Source organism: Neobacillus niacini (genome assembly GCF_023715785.1).
Taxonomy (GTDB): domain Bacteria; phylum Bacillota; class Bacilli; order Bacillales; family Cytobacillaceae; genus Neobacillus; species Neobacillus niacini_E.
In genome coordinates this window covers 224,580-241,893 of record NZ_JAMBOX010000002.1, presented here as the reverse complement: position 1 = coordinate 241,893, position 17,314 = coordinate 224,580, and the positions used below count along the sequence as shown (strand labels likewise).

Here is a 17,314-nt window from a genome sequence, read left to right as displayed (position 1 = left end):
TATGCAAAAAACCGTCAGTGACGACGGTTTTTACTGTTTATTCAGTGATACACCTTCTCATTAGATCTAATATTTTATCACAACAGTCCATGATCTCGATTGCTTTTTCCTCACTGTAATAGTCACTTTGGTTTAGCATGGCAGGGTAAATATCAATTATTAGTCATCGGTAAGCCCCTTTATCAAATATTGAAGATTCCTTCATCATATTAAATGCTCTTGCATCACTAGGATTCTGTCACAAAACGTAAAAAAGAACCCAAATAACTCTACATTATTCGGATTCTTCCTTATTTCATTATAACTCTGCTCCGTTTGTTTCGATAACCTTCTTATACCACTCAAATGATTTTTTCTTTCTTCTCTCTAATGTGCCGTTACCGTAATCATCCTGGTCTACGTAGATAAAGCCGTACCGCTTGGACATTTCGGAAGTACTGGCACTGATTAAGTCGATGCAGCCCCAGCTGGTGTAGCCGATGAGGTCTACGCCATCCTTGATGGCCTCTCCCATTTGCTCTATATGCTCGCGCATGTAGTCGATGCGGTAATCGTCGATAATGGATCCGTCTTCCTCGACTTTGTCATAAGCCCCCAAGCCATTTTCCACGATAAATAATGGCACTTGGTAACGGTCATACAATTTCTTCAATGTTATCCGCAGGCCTTTCGGGTCAATTTGCCACCCCCAGTCGGATGCTTTTAAATATGGATTTTTGATTACACTGAAGATATTGCCTTTTTCTTGAACTTTATTCGGATTGGCGCTTGACACCATTGACATGTAGTAGCTGAACGATAAGAAATCGACCGGATGCTGAAGCAGAATTTCTTCATCGCCTGGCAGCATTTCAATTTTGATATTGTTTTCCTCAAAATAACGTTTCATAAAGCTTGGATAGTAGCCGCGCACTTGAACGTCTGTGAAAAATAGGTTCTTTTGGTCGTCCTCTAATGCTTTTAATACATCATCTGGGTTGCACGTTTCCGGATACGTTTCCATGCGGGCCAGCATGCAGCCAATCATGGCATCCGGAATGATTTCGTGACATAGTTTTACCGCTCTGGCACTAGCAACAAATTGATGGTGAAGTGCCTGGTAAACGGCTTGTTCCTTATTCTCGACGCGGTCAACCAGAATACCGCTGCCGATATAAGGCGAGAACGTGGAAATGTTAATTTCGTTAAAGGTTAACCAGTATTTTACCTTGTCCTTGTAACGCTTGAATACTGTCTCTGCATAATTGACAAAGAATTCAACTAAACGTCGGTCTGTCCAGCCATTATACTTTCGCACCAAATGAAGCGGCATTTCATAGTGAGACAAGGTTACCAACGGCTCAATGCCATATTTTAAAAGCTCATCGAACACGTTATCATAGAAAGCCAGCCCTTCTTCATTCGGCTCTAGGTCGTCACCGTTTGGAAAAATTCTAGGCCAGGAAATCGACAACCTGAATGTTTTAAAGCCCATTTCTGCAAATAGCGCGATATCTTCCTTGTAGCGGTGGTAAAAATCAACGCCGCGGCGTTTCGGGAAGTTGTCCCCTCTTTTTCCCGCCAGCAATTCTTCTAATTCCTGTTCGCTATGAACATCCATGGAGTGACCCACGCCACGTTCTTCTTTTGGTACAAATGTGACCATGTCAAAAATAGACAATCCTTTACCGCCTTCATTATAACCGCCTTCTACTTGGTTCGCAGCAGTGGCTCCGCCCCATAAAAATCCATCAGGGAAAGCTGATTTTTTCATATGTATGACCTCCTCGTAACCCTCAATCGTTTCACATTTCACAAAAAATATTCCATAATCCAATACTAAGTTCTTTTTGTGAAATAGTAAACAAGGAGGGCAAATCTAGTTATATGTCACGACGGAAGGTAATTGTTACAAAGGTGGAACACGGTGTTTCGAAAACTTTGTAATTAATGGGAATTTGGTTTTCTATCAAATATACTGATAAAGTTTTTTCTGTAAAAGAACAACAAATATCCGTGAGTTAAGACGAGGAAGATCGCTAAAGGAAGCAATGATTGGTCCAGGAACAAATGGAGCATGAGAATATTGGCTACAATAGGCAATAAAATGGCGATGGCTAGAGGAATAAATTGATTGATGATCAGTAGTAATCCGCATATGATTTCCAAGGATTTTTCAAAAATTAATAGATATTTAAATTCGAATAATGCCATTGCTTTCGGACTAGTGGCTATAAAAGGTTCCAGTCCAAAGATGACAAAATATCCATTCACACCTGCTGTCAAAAAAACGACCCCCAAAAATACTCTGCCTATTTGCATCAACATTTTACTAAATTTACACACCCCCATTTTATGTCTATTCAAATGAACATTACTTAGCCCAAAAATATAAGACCAAATCATTTTTGATTTGATCTCATAAAACATAAGCTATGCTAAGGCCTGCTTATTAATTCAAAGCCCAGCCGCCTTTTTTACCATTTTTTTCATAGGAATTTTTGATAGTACCATAAAAAGGGATTTGGTTAAAGCTTTTACAAATAGTCTATTTTAATTTACAATGTCTTAGTCACATATATGAAACAAAAAGGGATTCCCAATCGGCCTGAGCCAAGGGAATCCCTTTTTTTCGGTTATAAAACTTCTGTTTGAATCTGATTATTCAGTTCAAAATGCTTAAGCTTGCTAGGTGTAGGTTGTGGAGCGGTACGATCTTCCTCTAGTACAGCCCCAGCAATATTGGCAGAATGGTCGCCAATCCGCTCAAGGTTTGTCACGATATCCGCAAAGGCCGCCCCAGCATTCGCACTGCAAATTCGTTCATTCAAACGCAGGATGTGCTTTTTCCGAATTTGCCGTTCCATCGCATCAATTTGTGCCTCTTTTGTAAATACTTGATGGGATAATTCGGCATCCGTGTCCTTTAAGGAACCAATCGCATCCGTTAAGGTTGAAAGAGTTAATGAAATCATCTCGTTTAATTCAGCCTTCGCTTCATCTGACAGCTCCACACGATTGGCAATTTGCCAATCTACTACTTCTACAATGTTTTCTACGTGATCACCTATTCGCTCAATATCACGGATGGAATTTAACAAGTTGGAATGCATTTGTGAGTCATTCGCTGACAATGGCTTCGCTGATAGTTCCACGAGGTAATGGGTAATTTTTTTATCAAAATTATTGATGGCTTCTTCCAACTGGGCCGCAAGATCAGCGTGTTTCCTTTGTTTCGTCTGGAAATAAGCACTTGCTTCCTGTAATCCTTTATGAGAAAATTCCGCCATCCGCAAAACCTCTTCTTTTGCCTGGCTTAAGGCAAGGGACGGAGACTGCTCGATAAAAATTGGATTTAAGTGTTGTGGTTTAACGTTAATGAACGTATCTTCTCCTCTGATAATTTTTGTAACAATCCAGGCCAATACAGCTATAAATGGAAATTGAATAATCGTATTTGTTACGTTAAACATCCCATGTGAAAAAGCAATCGTCATTTCAGGATTTAAACTTAGGGATGTCTGCAGGAAGCCTATTAACTTTGTATATGGCAACAAGAAAATCATAAAAATAGTTGTTCCAATGACATTGAACATGACATGGACAAGGGCAGCGCGTCTTGCCGCGATTGAAGTCCCGATACTAGCCAATACTGCTGTGATGGTTGTACCGATATTATCGCCAAATAGTACCGGGAGAGCTGCCTTCAAGCCAACCGCTCCTTGAGCAAATAACTCTTGTAGGATTCCAATGGTTGCACTTGAGCTTTGGACGACAACAGTAAAGATGGTTCCTACAATAACGCCAAGGAAAGGATTGTCACTCATGCTGACTGTTAAGGCATGAAACTCTTCTAACGAACGTAATGGTTTCATGCCTGTACTCATTAAGTCGAGCCCGTAGAACAACGCGCCAAATCCAAAGATGATTTGACCTAAGGATTGAATTTTTTGATGTTTAAAGAAAAAGAGTGCCGCAGCCCCGACTGCAATAATAGGCAGCGCATACTCGTCAATTTCTATTCCAATAATAAAGGCTGTGACAGTTGTCCCAATGTTTGCCCCCATTATAACACCTATTGCTTGTCTTAACGTCATAAAGCCGGCACTCACTAGGCCAACTGTCAGTGCGGTCGTCCCTGAACTTGATTGAATCAGGACGGTGACAAAGATACCAGCGAGGACACCCTTCAACGGATTCGAGGTAAACTTGTCCAGGATTTCTCTCAATCGATCCCCTGCAGCTTTTTGCAAGCCGTCCCCCATGAATTTAATACCAAAAAGGAATATTCCCAAACCACCGATAAAGGTGAAAATCATTTCTTGAATGTTAAACTCCAAAAATTCCACTCCTTCTCGTGTCGACATATTATGCATACTTCAAAATTATTCGATTATGTATTTACTGTAAAGCAGTTATAAAGAGTCTTTACACTAAATTTACACAGAATTTACATTCGGTGTTGTTAGACTTTTACCCGTTTCCCTACATATTTCTATTACTGGTTACACAACCCAAATATATGGAATTTACTGCACTTTTTACTAAAAAAAGCAATTATATTTACATTAGAATATTTTTAATGGATATTCAGCAGAAAAATAAACATACTAGACACGTTCAGGCTTTTTAAAAAAGGGTCTGATTTCGTAAATCCTCTAACTTTTCCAATGAACTATTTCCAAGTCTTTTAAGTGAAAGGAGCAATACCATTGGACATCGACTTAATAACTAATTCGGAAGACGTGCCTAAATTTCAGAGTCATGAAGAAGCGAGAGCATGGTTTAAGAACCTGTACCAGGATCGATTTTTATTGAGAACTAGTGATATGGTCGAAGGAAAACGGGTTTATTTTTACCATATTGTTAAAAATCCTGAGGTTTATCAACATTACATGGAAAGCTTTGGCCACCCAGTCAAGCATGAAATAACAAATCCAGATACTTTTAAAAGCTATTCAACTGTTGAGATTACCGAGGATGGCAGCATTAGTGTAACAGTTTAGAATCTTAATCTGGCCACAAAAAAACAACCATTGCGGTTGTTTTTTTACAAGGACTAATATCTTTTTTCTCATTGGTTCACTAATCTCTTTCCCTAGCCCTCTGTGTATCTCTGATATTCTTTTGAACGGTGATCGCTGCAAAGATACTAAGGACAAATGACATCCCATAAAATCCCTTTTCGCTCAAAACAATACTTCCTGCATTGTAAAGACCAATGCCCATTAAGGAAACAGATACAATAAGTGCTACCCAACTGATCCCATAATAAATACTGGTAACTGGGATTCCTTCATCTTTATCTCTTACTGCTTTTTGTAGAGACACCGATGAATATAGGCCGAAGATTAAAACGGCAAAGTAATAGCCTTTTTCGTTCAGTTCCATCGTTGCGTTAAACAAACCGATGAGATAGGCCGCAACTCCCACCAACAATGCCGCCCAAGATGCCCCTTTAAAAGCTGCAGTCGGCTCTCCCTCTTTCCTTACAACTTTTATTTTGGGTTCGTTTTGTTTTCCTTTTTCCATCAAAATATCATTTTCATTCGACATAACTTTTCCCCCGTCTCTATATCTTTATAATTGGACCAAGTGGTATAGACAAAATTGCCACATCTTCATCCATTATATAGAATTTTCTTAAAACAAAAAACAAGAATTTTCATAACTGGAAGAATAACCCCTTCTTTTGTTACCATTGACACTCCTCTGACCTCTCCAACGGGAAGAATAACACCTTCTTTTTTACCGATGACACCCTTTCGACCCTCCTATGGGCAGAATATCATCTGCTGCCCCACAGCAAAACAAAATAAAAAGGACTCCCTTCACGGTGCCTGAGACACCAAGAAAGGAATCCTTATTCATTTTAAGCAGAGGTTGCATGTGTGATTATTTTTACAATTTCCAATGAGATAATATGATAGCCGTCAACCTCTAGAATGGTAAATTCATAGTCACCGTATTGAATTTTATCGCCAGCAGCGACGTCCATTTTTTGAGAGAGAATCCAGCCGCCGATGGTGTCCATTTCCGAATCATCGAGGTCCAAACCAAATAGGTCATTGACTTCCTCAATCAGGACTTTACCGTCGACAATTGTCTTATGGTCATTGATTTTGTTGATTTCTGGTACTTCGTCGGCGTCGAATTCGTCGCGAATGTCACCGACAATCTCCTCAAGGATGTCTTCTACCGTTACAAGACCGGCTGTTCCGCCGTACTCATCCATCAAGATGGCCATATGAATCCGTTCCTTCTGCATTTTCACAAGCAAATCGTGAATGGCAATCGATTCAAACACCTGAATCACTGGGCGGACATATTCTTCCATCGTCTTCTCCAAATTCTTGCCGGAGATGTAATCTGTCAACACTTCTTTCATGTTAACCATGCCGAGAATATTATCCTTTTCCCCGTCTATAACCGGGTAACGGGTATAGTTTTCTGCCTTGACAATATCCATACATTCTTCTAATGTTTGCGATTTGTCAAAGGCAACGATTTCAGTTCGCGGCACCATAATCTCTTTGGCCACACGATCGTCAAATTCGAAAATATTGTTCACGTACTTATATTCCGATTGATTGATTTCCCCGCTCTTATAGCTTTCTGAAATGATCAATTGCAGCTCTTCTTCCGAGTGAGCTGTTTCATGTTCAGATGCAGGCTTTAAGCCGAAAATCCCGACAATGAAGCGGGCTGTACCGTTTAACGCTTTGATTATGGGATAAGCTAACTTGTAAAAAATAATCATCGGTCTAGCAAACACAAGCGTGACCGTTTCTGCTTTTTGGATCGCAACCGTTTTCGGAGCTAATTCACCCACTACCACATGGAGAAAGGTTACAACTGAAAACGCGATGGCGAAAGAAGCGATATTCGTAACCGATTCTGGCAGATGTAAATAAGCAAGCAGCGGGTGAAGCATTTTATCAACTGTTGGTTCGCCCAACCAACCTAGTCCCAACGCTGTCACGGTAATCCCCAACTGACAGGCTGATAAAAATTCATCCAAGTTAGTGATGATTTTTTTCGCGGCAAGGGCATTCTTATTGCCCTCACTTACGAGCTGGTCAATTCGGGTACTGCGGATTTTTACAATTGCAAATTCGTATGCTACGAAAAAAGCTGTAAAAGCAATTAAAATTGCAATTACGATTAAGTTTATAGCGATCAATGGTCTCCTGCTCAAGCCAAGTCAAGCAGGAATACACCTCCTGTTGTTTTAAAAAATTGTTAACTAGTTTAATAGTAAAAGTAATGATTTCGCCAACGTAATCCCCTGAGGCGATAATTTGCTGACAACCTGTTCTTTTTCACTGCCGGATAACTTTTGCAGAAAAGGTTCGATCAGTTTAATCTCTTCTTCCAGATGCTCCATTATGCCAGCAATCTGTTCGACATGCTTTTTAACTTTCTCTTGATCGATGACATAATCAGCCCTCATCATTTCGATGGCATCCTTGATTTCTTCAAGGGGCATATTCAAGTTTTTATAGTGTTCCACCAATTCCAAAGTCTGAATGCATTCTTCACTATACATTCGATAATTCGAGTCCGCCCTCACAGGGTTCAGTAAGCCTATTTGGGTATAGTAATCTATGGTTCGTTTTGATAGATTCATATATTTAGCTAACTCGCCAATTCGATACAACTTCCCAACTTACTCACCCCTTTCTACATACAAATAACTATATCACACAAATAACTGTACAGTCAACGTGCCGGTTTTTAAAAAAAGGCGCACCTGACTATGGACATTTTGGTGACATATCTGATATATTATATTAGTTACCTTCGATAACTGTTACCCTAGGTAACTATTTTCCTTGAAGAGGTGTTTATCATTAAATCTTCGCAAAAATTCTTTCATCATTTTATGATGCTCTACCGCCCTTTTGAAAATAAGCTGAATGTGCTTCTTAGTGAACATGGCATGCAGAGGGCGCAATGGACAATTTTGTACTACTTATACCATTTTGGCTCGGCAACGCTAGTTGAGCTTGCTCATTATCAAGGGGTCGAAAAACCGACTGTGACCAGGACGGTGAACCGTCTGGAAGAACTCGCCTATATTGAGCAGGTTCCGAGCAAGGACAAACGGGAAAAGCGAATCATGCTAACACAGCTTGGAAAGAAGGTTTACGTCGAAACCCGCGTGCCGATTGACGAATTTGAAGCAGAAATTTTAAAAGGAATCACAGAACATGAACAGCTAGACGCAATCCGAATTATGGAAGAGATTCGGAACAACATAATGAAATAAGGGGATGAACAGGTTGGATCAAACAAGACCTAAACTTTGGACGAAGGATTTTATTATAGTTTCCTCCGTCAATTTTTTCTTAACACTGATTTTCTATTTGTTAGTGGTAACAATGGCCGTTTATGCCGTTAATGAATATCATGCTTCAACGAGCCAAGCTGGACTGGTGACCGGGATTTTTATTATCGGAACGTTAATCGGACGGCTTTACATCGGCAGCAAAATTGGGACATTCGGCCAAAAACGGACATTGGTTATTGGATTGATCCTATTTACGATTACCACGTTGTTGTATTTTGTCCATCTTGGAATTACCTTTTTACTGATCAACCGCTTTATTCATGGTGTGACTCTTGGGGTGGCGAGTACAGCAGCAGGCACAATTGTTGCCCAAGTCATTCCTGCAAGAAGAAGAGGTGAAGGCATCGGGTACTATAGCATGAGCGCCACCCTTGCCACGGCCATCGGTCCGTTTATCGGAATATTGATGAGCCAGCATACTACCTTTGAAATGATCTTTGGCTTTTGTTTTGTTTTATGTGTGATTTGTTTACTTATCACTTTTGTTGTTAAAACACAGGAATTATCCAATCCGGCACAGACAGCAGAAACAAAGGGCTTCAAGCTTTCGAATTATGTGGAACCGAAGGCACTGCCGATCTCTTTCGTTCTTTTAATTGTGTCCTTCTGTTATTCAAGTGTGCTTTCGTTTATTAATTTTTATGCCATTGAAATCGACCAAGTTGACGCCGCAAGCTTTTTCTTTGTTGTCTACGCGCTGGCCGTGTTGATTTCCCGGCCTGTAACTGGCAGGCTGATGGATATTAAGGGAGCGAACATCATTATGTATCCGGCGTTTTTTATTTTAGGCGGAGGCATGCTGATGTTAGGTTTGGCACATTCAGGCTGGGCCATGTTACTCGCTGGTGCGCTCATTGGTCTTGGCTTCGGCAATATGCAGTCTGTTTCTCAGGCTGTTGCTGTAAAACGGACTGAGCCCCACCGCATGGGTCTGGCGACATCCACTTATTACATCTTTTTGGATGCCGGTCTCGGCTTCGGTCCATACCTTCTCGGTTTCCTCATCCCGCTGACGGGCTACAGCAGCTTATACATCATCATGAGCATTGTGGGTGTGTTAGCTCTGATTCTTTATTATTTCCTTCATGGAAAAAAAGAACGCAAGGACGTTGTGCAGGTTCATACATCAAGCTCTATTTAATTTCAGAAGACTATCAAATTCCTGATAGTCTTTTTTTATTTTCAGATGGATTAACCCATTATGGGTTCCTTTTCTTTTTAAACTAACAAATCATATGTCTGGGTAAATATTCCATTTCCAACATAATTTCTCCCGTAAAGTTGAAACTAGTATTATTATTGCTCGTATATTTAAGGTGGACTACGAAAAATGGAGTTGAATAAATTGGAATCAGTGGAATTTTTAAAAGATGAATTACAAAAAATTGAAGCCTGGGAAAAGGACCAAAAGGGATTATGGTTCTGGGAAAAAATTGGCCGGCTCCCATTCGTGCTGCTCGATAAAGTGACCCCCAAGTTCATTCAAGAGAAGATTGGGGTTGCGATTGATGAATTGGGGAGCTACGTCCAGACTGGCGGGCGATATTTAATTAATGAAGAAAGCATTTATAAGAAGTTTGATTTGAGCGATTCGCAACTGGAGGATCTCCGGCAGCTGCCATTAAGCAAAATGGATGAAGTGGCCGACCAGCTAAAAAACTCCCGTACGAAAATGGCTACCGTTCAAGGGGCGACCACTGGAATTGGCGGTATCTTCACTCTTGCCATCGATATCCCGCTGTTACTCGGAATTTCCCTGAAGACATTGCAAGAAATTGCCCTGTGCTATGGCTTTGACCCAAAGGATAAGGCGGAACGGATTTTCATCGTAAAATGCCTGCAATTTACCTCTTCAGATATTGTCGGGAAAAAGGCGATTTTGGAGGAACTGGCCGCCTATGACCAAGGCACAGAAAACAAGCGGGTGATTTCGCAATTGCAAGGCTGGCGCGAGGTCGTGATGACCTACCGTGATAGTTTTGGGTGGAAAAAGCTTTTGCAAATGGTCCCGATTGCCGGTATCATTTTCGGGGCTTTCGTCAATCGTTCATCGATCGGCGATGTGGCCGAGACCGGGATGATGCTTTATCGAAAAAGAAGAATATTGGAGCGGCTGGAGGAACAGCGGACGGCTTCAATGTAAAAAGAAACATTCCCGAGGATTTTAGGAGTCCTCGGGAATGTCTCTTAGTTGAGAGTTGTTTTGGATTTTTTTGTAACATCAAACACAAAACGGCTTTCAAAAAGGGGCATTTTGTCCTTGATAGGCCTTCTTAAAGACAAAACTACCTGGATTTGAGTGCAAATTGTCTTTGAGTTAGGTTTTTCTGGAATCCAAAAAGTGAAATTGTTCTCATGACCCGTAACCTTGCAGTTATACCCCCGCAAATTCCTCAATCAACGATCCAAACCGCTTCAAAGCGTTATCTATTGGCTCAGACTCGGTCAAATCCACTCCTGTTTTCTTTAACAATTCAAGCGGGTAGTCGGAGCTGCCGCTTTTCAAGAACTCTAAATATGCCTTCAAAGTCTGGGCATCCCCAGCAAATAGCTTTTCCCCTATATGAATCGCAGCCGCGAAGCCGGTCGCATATTTGTATACATAGAATGGCCGGTAGAAATGCGGGATTCTGGCCCATCCGTATTTGACCTCGTCATCAAACACGATCTCGTCCCCGTTGTACTCCCGAAACAGGGTTTCATACGTTTTGCTGAACACATCCGCGTTTAATGGCTGGCCGCTTTCCGCCAGTTCGTGGGTGATTTTTTCAAACTCGGCAAACATCACCTGGGTGAAAAAGGTGCCCCTGAATTGGTCGATAAAATGGTTAAGTAAATATTTACGAATCTCCGTGTCGGTTTCTTTTTTCAATAAATAGTTAATCAATAACACCTCATTCACGGTTGAGGCGACCTCGGCGACAAAGATGCTGTAGCCGGCGGAAATCCTCGGCTGGTGCTTACTTGAATAATTAGAATGCATCGCATGGCCAAACTCGTGAATCATGGTGAACATGCTGTCCAGGTCGTCATGCTGGTTCAGCAGCACGAACGGATGAACGCCATACAATCCCAGGTTATAAGCGCCGGACCTCTTCCCGGGTGTTTCGCGAACATCAATATAACGCAAATCCTTGAACGATTTAAGGGTATTCACATACTCTTCACCAAGCGGTGCCAACGCCTCCAGAATCGTTTCATACGCCTCGTCATAGGAAATTTCCAGTTTGACCCCATCAACCAGAGGTGCATTCAGATCATATTGGCGCAGCTCATCGACTCCCAGCTTTTGCTTCCGAATCGCCGCATATCGGTGGATTGGGGCAATATTTGCTTTTGTCGCAGCAATCAAATTTTCATAGACTTCCTTTGGAACCATATCTCCGAACAAGCCCTTCTCCAATGCCGAAGGATAGTTTCGCAGCCTGGCAAGGGTTGTGTTCGTTTTAATACTCGCTGCCAGCGTGGAAGCGATCGAATTTTTCAACTGCAAGTAAGGCTTGTAATAGGCTTTGTAGGCTTCCCTCCGTTTGGACCGGTCCTCGTCCTCAATAAGCTTGGAATACATGCCCCGGGTTAATTCAATCTTCTCGCCATCCTCCCCTGTTACCTCACCGAACTTAATGTCGGCGTTATTTAACATACTATAGGTGTTGCTTGGCGCCGAGAGCGCCTCCCCCAAATTGGACAGGATTTCTTCTTTTTCCTTGCTCAATACATGAGTCTTATAACGGAATGACTCAAATATGTCTTTTTCAAAATAGTCAAGGCGCGGTTCCTCGCGAATATACGCCTTCAAGGTGTCCTCATCAAGGCTTAATAGGAATGGCATGAAAAATGATGTCGCGGCATTCAGTTTCACGGCCAGCTGCTTAGCCCTGTCCACGAGCGATTGCGCCGCGGTATCGCGTGTGTCTACATCGGTTTGCAGCATCCCGTAAACATAGACAAGATTAAATTTACTCGACACCTCTTCTTTTTCTGCTAAAAATTGATAAAGGGACGCTCCGTCGTTAATTGCCCCGTCATATTGTTTTAATTTTTCCGTCATCGATTGAATAGATTGATAATCCTCTTCCCACTTTTCAATGGATGGATAGATGTCAGCGAAATTCCATTTTTCTTTCTCAGGCACATAAGCCCTGGATTTGTAAGTGACTGTCAATTTTGCATCCCCCTTTAGTTGAATGTCCCTTAATTTTACCATTATGTTAATAAATTTTGATGCTTTCCCTGATTGTTGTTATAATTTTTTTAAAAGAATATTAGGTGAAACTATGCGCAAACGGTATGCGAATTTGGACAATGTGTCAAATGCTAAATCATTTAAGGATATGCTGAAGTGGAACAAGGAAAGACGGAGTAAGGTGAAGGATTTATCGGTTCAAATTCCACAATCACCGATTAAACGGGTGGAAGAAATCCGAGAAAACCGCAGCCGCACCTCGTATACGTGGATTGGCCACTCCACATTTTTCATTCAATTGAGCGGGCTAAATATTTTAACGGACCCGGTCTGGGCACAGCGGATGGGCTTCCAAAAGCGGTTAACGACGCCAGGTCTGGCCTTGGAGGAACTGCCTGAAATGGATGTGGTCGTGATCTCTCATGGCCACTATGACCATCTGGACTTCCCAACCTTGAAAAAGGTAAAGGGCAATCCGCAGTATTTCGTTCCTGCCGGCTTAAAATCGCTTTTTGTAAAAAAAGGCTATAAAAAGGTAATCGAAATGAATTGGTGGGACAGCATTGATTATGAAGGAATTAAAGTCCATTTTGTACCGGCACAGCATTGGACGCGCCGGACGATGACTGATATGAATACCTCCCACTGGGGTGGGTTCATTTTTGAAGGTCACAGTGAAACGATGTATTTTGTCGGCGACACCGGTTATTTTTCCGGGTTTAAGGAGATTGGCCGTAGGTTTACTATTGGCACCGTGTTTATGCCGATTGGGGCTTATGAGCCAGAGTGGTTTATGAAGGATTCGCATATTAACCCGGAGGATAGTATTAAAGCTTTCCTAGAGCTTGGCGGTAAGATGTTTGTGCCGATGCATTACGGGGCGTACCGGTTGGCGGATGATACCGGGCCGGAAGCACTCGAGCGGCTAACCAGGGAATGGAATAGACTGAGCCTTCCACAGGGACAGCTAAAGGTTCTCATGATAGGCGAAACTGTTATATAAAAAATTTAGGGCGTCAAGACTCTTAGACGCCCTTATTTATTATTTTTAACGACCTGTTCAAAGATATTCTCCCCTTTTGCCTCGGTTCGACCTTCGCTCTCTTGTTTACCCAAAATCTGCAACAGCTGCTCCTGCGTGATCGGTTTTGCATGAGGCATCAGTTCGTACCCGAATTCGCCATCCAATTCAATGGTTCCAATTTTGACATCAGAAACATACGAAATTCCTTTCTGCCTTAGGCGCATTTCCAGCTGACCTTCCGACATTCTGAGCTTTCTCAAGTTTTCCATTATAAATTTTCCATTATTAATCACCAAAGTTGCTTCGCCAGTCATATACCGTTCAATCTTGCTGGATTTCATTTGGATTTTTTGAAAAATCACCAAAAACAAACCAAAAAAGATCAAAATGAGAATGACCTGCCAAAACTTATGTTCCTTTATGGCATGCCCCATAGTCGTCCCAATTGCTAAAATAATTACCGTTTCCAAATTAGTCATCTTGGCAACTGATTTTTTCCCGGTAAATCGAAGTAGTACCACGCTTGTAATCAAAAGAATGAAGGCTTCAACAATAAAGTTCAAATTAACCACACGCCAAACCTAATTTTTACCTTATTTTTAACCATTGGCAGCCCGATTAAACGCATAAATTGGAAATAACCTCCTAATTACCACTGCTATTTTTCCCTGTTATAATAGGAAAATTAAGAGGTGATAGAATGAAAGTGTTGAAGTATTTGATTGTATCAGTGGCAGTCATTGGCCTTGGAATGGCTTCATGGTTCTATTATCCGTACTATCAAATCCATAAACTGAAAAAACAAACAGTTCAATCCGCATCTGCAAAAGTCTCCTATATCGATTTCTTTCGAGATACGAAGGCGGCACAAATCAACCATTTGGCGCTAGGGGATTCAGTGATTCGCGGTTTTGGCGCGGGGCAAAATGAAAACTTAGTCACGCAATTCTCGGAAAAATTGGGACAGCAAATTAATAAACCGATCTACATTCAAAATGAGGGAATAAACGGTCTAACCAGCGGAGAATTAAACGAACTCGTTCAAGCGGGAAAGTTTGATGAAGCCATTCGGCACGCTGACATCATTACGATCAATATTGGCGGAAATGATATTCTCCATGCGGCGGACAAACGGGACCTGACAACGGTGATCCAATCTTTTCATCAACTACAGGACCATTTTTCAAAAAATTTAACCGACATATCGGCAAAAATAAATAGGATCAATCCTGGCGCTACTATTGTGCTTCTCGAACAGTATAACCCAATTCCACCGACTGACAGCCTGTACACCCTTGCTGATCAGCTGCTGCCGAAATGGAATCTTATAATCTACGAAACTGCCAACCAACTCGCCTCAAGCATTGTGGTCGAAACAACCAAGGTGATTAATAGAGATAATCTTGATAACCTTTCTACAGACAGGATTCATCCGAGCCCAAAAGGGTACGCGGCCATTTCTGAGCAAATGATTTACCAGTTAAGGCACCAATACCGGAAAACGTAAAAAACGAAGGAGAGCTTCCCCTTCGTTTTTTTATTGAAGACGATTGGCACCAATTGCTATTGCCCATCTGCTCCATTCGGAGTGACTCGGCGCACATGGTCATCTTCAAAGTTGTTGGCCCGGGCTTTCTTCACCTTATCATCCAATAATTTCTTTTGGTCTACATCCGGTGAGGGCGTTAACTTTTTCTTTGACATTATTTAACCTCCTTTCTGTTTCGCCCTCTTATTTTGCTTATAATTAAAAAATAAATCCGGAATGTCCATATCGTTTTTTATGCCTATCACCTTAAAGAGTTAAGTATTAATTTTCCTGCCTGGTAAATTTATTCTGTGCCCAAGTATCCAGCTTTTTTATATGTTTTTTTCCAATAGTAAATCCGTATATTATCAGCACCAAAATGATCACCGTAAATAGATCCACTTTTTTTGCGAAAATGAAATTGACGATCCCCATTAACACTTGTGGAATCACACCTGTAATGACAGTCAAAACCGTAGCAACCTTAAACCAGGTGTCTGATTTTAATCTGTACCGAGCATAAAGAAGGAAAAAGATTGACGCCCATGCTAGCACCTCAAGGGTAACTAAGATGATCCATTTATTTTCTACTAAAATATCCAATGTCTCAACTCCCTTGTTCTAGCTATTATGCAAGAAAAATAACCAGTAGGGCTTAAATAGAAGCTCTTTTTCCGCATTAAATGCCTTTCTTTCTCTTTTCATACAATACATCACATTCAACTTATAATTCCGAATATTCATAATATATTAACTACATAGTTACCTTAGGATCCTCATTGATTGTAAAATCGGTAATATTCTCGGCCGTTTCAGTAACCATTACCGGGAACTTCTTCCCAAACAGATTGCCTGCAACTATATAAAGAACAGATGTTGCCGCTAAGGAAACAAAGTAATTATAATCAAGGAACAGCAGGCCGATTACAATACCTAATAGATAGCAAGACATGGCTACCAGGTTAATTCCATGCCAGTAGGAATATTTCCCTTTGCTGTTAAATAAATCACCAAGACTTAATTTTCGCTTTCTGAAGTAGTAGTAATCTACGGCGATGATTCCTAATGCCGGACCGCCTGCTGCACCAAACACAGCTAGAAACACGTCTAATATTGGGCCAAAATTCCAAGGCTGTAAAACAAACGCAAGCACGCCCACAATGACAGTGGCTACCTTGAAATTAAGCTTCTTAGGGGCAAGTGCACATATGACATACACGGAAGGGAAAAGATTTGCGGCAGTATTTGTTGATAATTGTGCGACGAATACAAAAATGGCCAATATGGCGATGATAAAATTATTCCCACCGGCTACTAAATCTGTAAGATACGGGAGCACTTCCGCACCAGTCATGCCGGGTACTAAAACAACTGCTATTATACCAATCATCGTAAAAAACATAAATGCAGGCGCAGACAATAAACTGTATGAAATCAAATGATTTCTTGCAGCTTTTTTCATGTCGCCATTTTTCACCTTGGCATCCTTGGTGAAATCGTTAAATCCCATGGCAACAGCTGCATAACCACCTAAACAAACACCAAAACCATAAAGCCAGTTTTTACTTTCACCTGTCTGGCCAAGGTCCCAAATGTCTATAATGGTAACACCATGGGTATTCATCAACTTATAGAACATAATACCACCAATGATGATCATCAACGGTGCGGCAAATGAAGTAAATCGCTCAATTCCTTTGGCACCAGTAATTGTTACCAATATTAGAAGTGCTGCGTTAATAATGATGGCAACTACCATATTACTAAATCCAAACACAGAATCCATAAACATGTTTACGGCAGTTGCCCCCATAAAACCGTTTAATCCCACAAATATAATGGCAGGCAACGCTCGCACAAGCCCAACAATCTTTCCGCCAAGCGGTCCTACCACCGACGTTATCGTCGTGGCGAAAGAAACTCCATATTTCAGCCCAATTTCCTGTGTGACAAAACATGCTAAACACACTAGCAGCTGACCAATCAGATTTATCCAGACAAGTTCTCCTACCGTATAATACTGTACCAAAGGTGTCATAACGACAAAGCTTGTTACCTGCACTGCAATACCAAACCAAATAATACCAAGACCAAATGGACTAATTGTTCTTTTAGAAAAATCTACTGGAGCCAACGATTCGCTATAAAGATCATGTTCTGGTTTTGGCTGAAAATTGATCATTATTTTCCCCCTCGAAATTTATCGAAAACCAACAATTATAACCCTTGCCTCCAGTGAATTCC

At 41.2% G+C, this 17,314-nt stretch carries 17 protein-coding genes; 6 read left to right on the top strand and 11 right to left on the bottom strand.

All coding sequences use genetic code 11. The features are described from left to right. Positions 1 to 298: 298 nt before the first annotated feature. The 3 genes from M3234_RS05735 to M3234_RS05725 form a co-directional block, all read right to left on the bottom strand. Positions 299 to 1,753 carry a glycoside hydrolase family 1 protein gene (locus M3234_RS05735; RefSeq protein WP_262303785.1) on the bottom strand — a complete coding sequence of 485 codons (1,455 nt, stop codon included), beginning with the start codon at positions 1,751 to 1,753 and terminating at the stop codon, positions 299 to 301. A 173-nt stretch (positions 1,754 to 1,926) separates the two neighbouring features. Next, the gene (locus tag M3234_RS05730) at positions 1,927 to 2,265 is read right to left on the bottom strand and encodes a hypothetical protein (RefSeq protein ID WP_262303784.1); all 339 of its coding nucleotides are present in this window, start codon (positions 2,263 to 2,265) and stop codon (positions 1,927 to 1,929) included. Between the two features lie 350 nt (positions 2,266 to 2,615). Next, positions 2,616 to 4,319 (bottom strand): Na/Pi cotransporter family protein, encoded by a 1,704-nt coding sequence (locus M3234_RS05725; protein ID WP_262303783.1) that lies wholly within the window; start codon positions 4,317 to 4,319, stop codon positions 2,616 to 2,618. A 372-nt stretch (positions 4,320 to 4,691) separates the two neighbouring features. Between M3234_RS05725 and M3234_RS05720 the strand changes: the two genes are divergently transcribed. Continuing rightward, positions 4,692 to 4,985, top strand: coding sequence for a hypothetical protein (locus M3234_RS05720; RefSeq protein WP_262303782.1), 294 nt, complete (start codon positions 4,692 to 4,694; stop codon positions 4,983 to 4,985). 79 nt (positions 4,986 to 5,064) lie between these two features. Here the strand turns inward: M3234_RS05720 and yiaA are convergent, their stop codons facing one another. From yiaA to M3234_RS05705, 3 genes are all read right to left on the bottom strand, one after another. Further along, entirely contained in the window at positions 5,065 to 5,535 is a 471-nt protein-coding gene (gene yiaA / locus M3234_RS05715; protein WP_262303781.1) for an inner membrane protein YiaA, read from the bottom strand. Between the two features lie 316 nt (positions 5,536 to 5,851). Then, entirely contained in the window at positions 5,852 to 7,162 is a 1,311-nt protein-coding gene (locus tag M3234_RS05710; RefSeq protein WP_262303780.1) for a hemolysin family protein, read from the bottom strand. A gap of 63 nt (positions 7,163 to 7,225) precedes the next feature. After that, positions 7,226 to 7,639: a MerR family transcriptional regulator gene (locus tag M3234_RS05705; RefSeq protein ID WP_285858279.1), complete on the bottom strand. Its 414-nt coding sequence runs from the start codon at positions 7,637 to 7,639 to the stop codon at positions 7,226 to 7,228. 192 nt (positions 7,640 to 7,831) lie between these two features. Here M3234_RS05705 and M3234_RS05700 point away from each other — a divergent pair, with 192 nt between their 5' ends. The 3 genes from M3234_RS05700 (at position 7,832) to M3234_RS05690 (ending at position 10,475) form a co-directional block, all read left to right on the top strand. Next, the gene (locus M3234_RS05700; protein ID WP_262304121.1) at positions 7,832 to 8,251 is read left to right on the top strand and encodes a MarR family winged helix-turn-helix transcriptional regulator; all 420 of its coding nucleotides are present in this window, start codon (positions 7,832 to 7,834) and stop codon (positions 8,249 to 8,251) included. 13 nt (positions 8,252 to 8,264) lie between these two features. Then, the gene (locus M3234_RS05695; RefSeq protein WP_262303779.1) at positions 8,265 to 9,473 is read left to right on the top strand and encodes an MFS transporter; all 1,209 of its coding nucleotides are present in this window, start codon (positions 8,265 to 8,267) and stop codon (positions 9,471 to 9,473) included. Between the two features lie 189 nt (positions 9,474 to 9,662). Continuing rightward, positions 9,663 to 10,475 (top strand): EcsC family protein, encoded by an 813-nt coding sequence (locus M3234_RS05690; protein WP_262303778.1) that lies wholly within the window; start codon positions 9,663 to 9,665, stop codon positions 10,473 to 10,475. A 231-nt stretch (positions 10,476 to 10,706) separates the two neighbouring features. On the opposite strand, the gene pepF is transcribed toward M3234_RS05690, so the two are convergent. Next, the gene (pepF, locus tag M3234_RS05685; protein ID WP_262303777.1) at positions 10,707 to 12,539 is read right to left on the bottom strand and encodes an oligoendopeptidase F; all 1,833 of its coding nucleotides are present in this window, start codon (positions 12,537 to 12,539) and stop codon (positions 10,707 to 10,709) included. A gap of 70 nt (positions 12,540 to 12,609) precedes the next feature. Between pepF and M3234_RS05680 the strand changes: the two genes are divergently transcribed. Then, complete coding sequence (locus tag M3234_RS05680) at positions 12,610 to 13,521, top strand: MBL fold metallo-hydrolase (RefSeq protein ID WP_262303776.1); 912 nt, start codon at positions 12,610 to 12,612, stop codon at positions 13,519 to 13,521. 32 nt (positions 13,522 to 13,553) lie between these two features. On the opposite strand, the gene M3234_RS05675 is transcribed toward M3234_RS05680, so the two are convergent. Continuing rightward, positions 13,554 to 14,105 carry a DUF421 domain-containing protein gene (locus M3234_RS05675; RefSeq protein WP_262303775.1) on the bottom strand — a complete coding sequence of 184 codons (552 nt, stop codon included), beginning with the start codon at positions 14,103 to 14,105 and terminating at the stop codon, positions 13,554 to 13,556. A 137-nt stretch (positions 14,106 to 14,242) separates the two neighbouring features. On the opposite strand from M3234_RS05675, the gene M3234_RS05670 reads away from it, so the two are divergent. Further along, positions 14,243 to 15,049: a GDSL-type esterase/lipase family protein gene (locus M3234_RS05670; protein ID WP_262303774.1), complete on the top strand. Its 807-nt coding sequence runs from the start codon at positions 14,243 to 14,245 to the stop codon at positions 15,047 to 15,049. A gap of 56 nt (positions 15,050 to 15,105) precedes the next feature. On the opposite strand, the gene M3234_RS05665 is transcribed toward M3234_RS05670, so the two are convergent. The 3 genes from M3234_RS05665 to M3234_RS05655 form a co-directional block, all read right to left on the bottom strand. Beyond that, a complete protein-coding gene (locus tag M3234_RS05665; RefSeq protein ID WP_262303773.1) occupies positions 15,106 to 15,246 on the bottom strand; it encodes a hypothetical protein in 141 nt (46 codons plus the stop codon). A gap of 106 nt (positions 15,247 to 15,352) precedes the next feature. Beyond that, entirely contained in the window at positions 15,353 to 15,673 is a 321-nt protein-coding gene (locus M3234_RS05660; protein WP_262303772.1) for a hypothetical protein, read from the bottom strand. A 151-nt stretch (positions 15,674 to 15,824) separates the two neighbouring features. Next, positions 15,825 to 17,252: a cytosine permease gene (locus tag M3234_RS05655; protein WP_262303771.1), complete on the bottom strand. Its 1,428-nt coding sequence runs from the start codon at positions 17,250 to 17,252 to the stop codon at positions 15,825 to 15,827. Between the last annotated feature and the right edge of the window lie 62 nt (positions 17,253 to 17,314).

What these genes read in the sequence shown, in the direction of transcription:
- M3234_RS05655 (WP_262303771.1), bottom strand. Translation starts at nt 17,252, where the DNA reads ATGATCAATTTTCAGCCAAAACCAGAACATGATCTTTATAGCGAATCG.
- M3234_RS05735 (WP_262303785.1), bottom strand. Translation starts at nt 1,753, where the DNA reads ATGAAAAAATCAGCTTTCCCTGATGGATTTTTATGGGGCGGAGCCACT.
- pepF (WP_262303777.1), bottom strand. Translation starts at nt 12,539, where the DNA reads ATGGTAAAATTAAGGGACATTCAACTAAAGGGGGATGCAAAATTGACA.
- M3234_RS05680 (WP_262303776.1), top strand. Translation starts at nt 12,610, where the DNA reads ATGCGCAAACGGTATGCGAATTTGGACAATGTGTCAAATGCTAAATCA.
- M3234_RS05670 (WP_262303774.1), top strand. Translation starts at nt 14,243, where the DNA reads ATGAAAGTGTTGAAGTATTTGATTGTATCAGTGGCAGTCATTGGCCTT.
- M3234_RS05665 (WP_262303773.1), bottom strand. Translation starts at nt 15,246, where the DNA reads ATGTCAAAGAAAAAGTTAACGCCCTCACCGGATGTAGACCAAAAGAAA.
- yiaA (WP_262303781.1), bottom strand. Translation starts at nt 5,535, where the DNA reads ATGTCGAATGAAAATGATATTTTGATGGAAAAAGGAAAACAAAACGAA.
- M3234_RS05690 (WP_262303778.1), top strand. Translation starts at nt 9,663, where the DNA reads ATGGAGTTGAATAAATTGGAATCAGTGGAATTTTTAAAAGATGAATTA.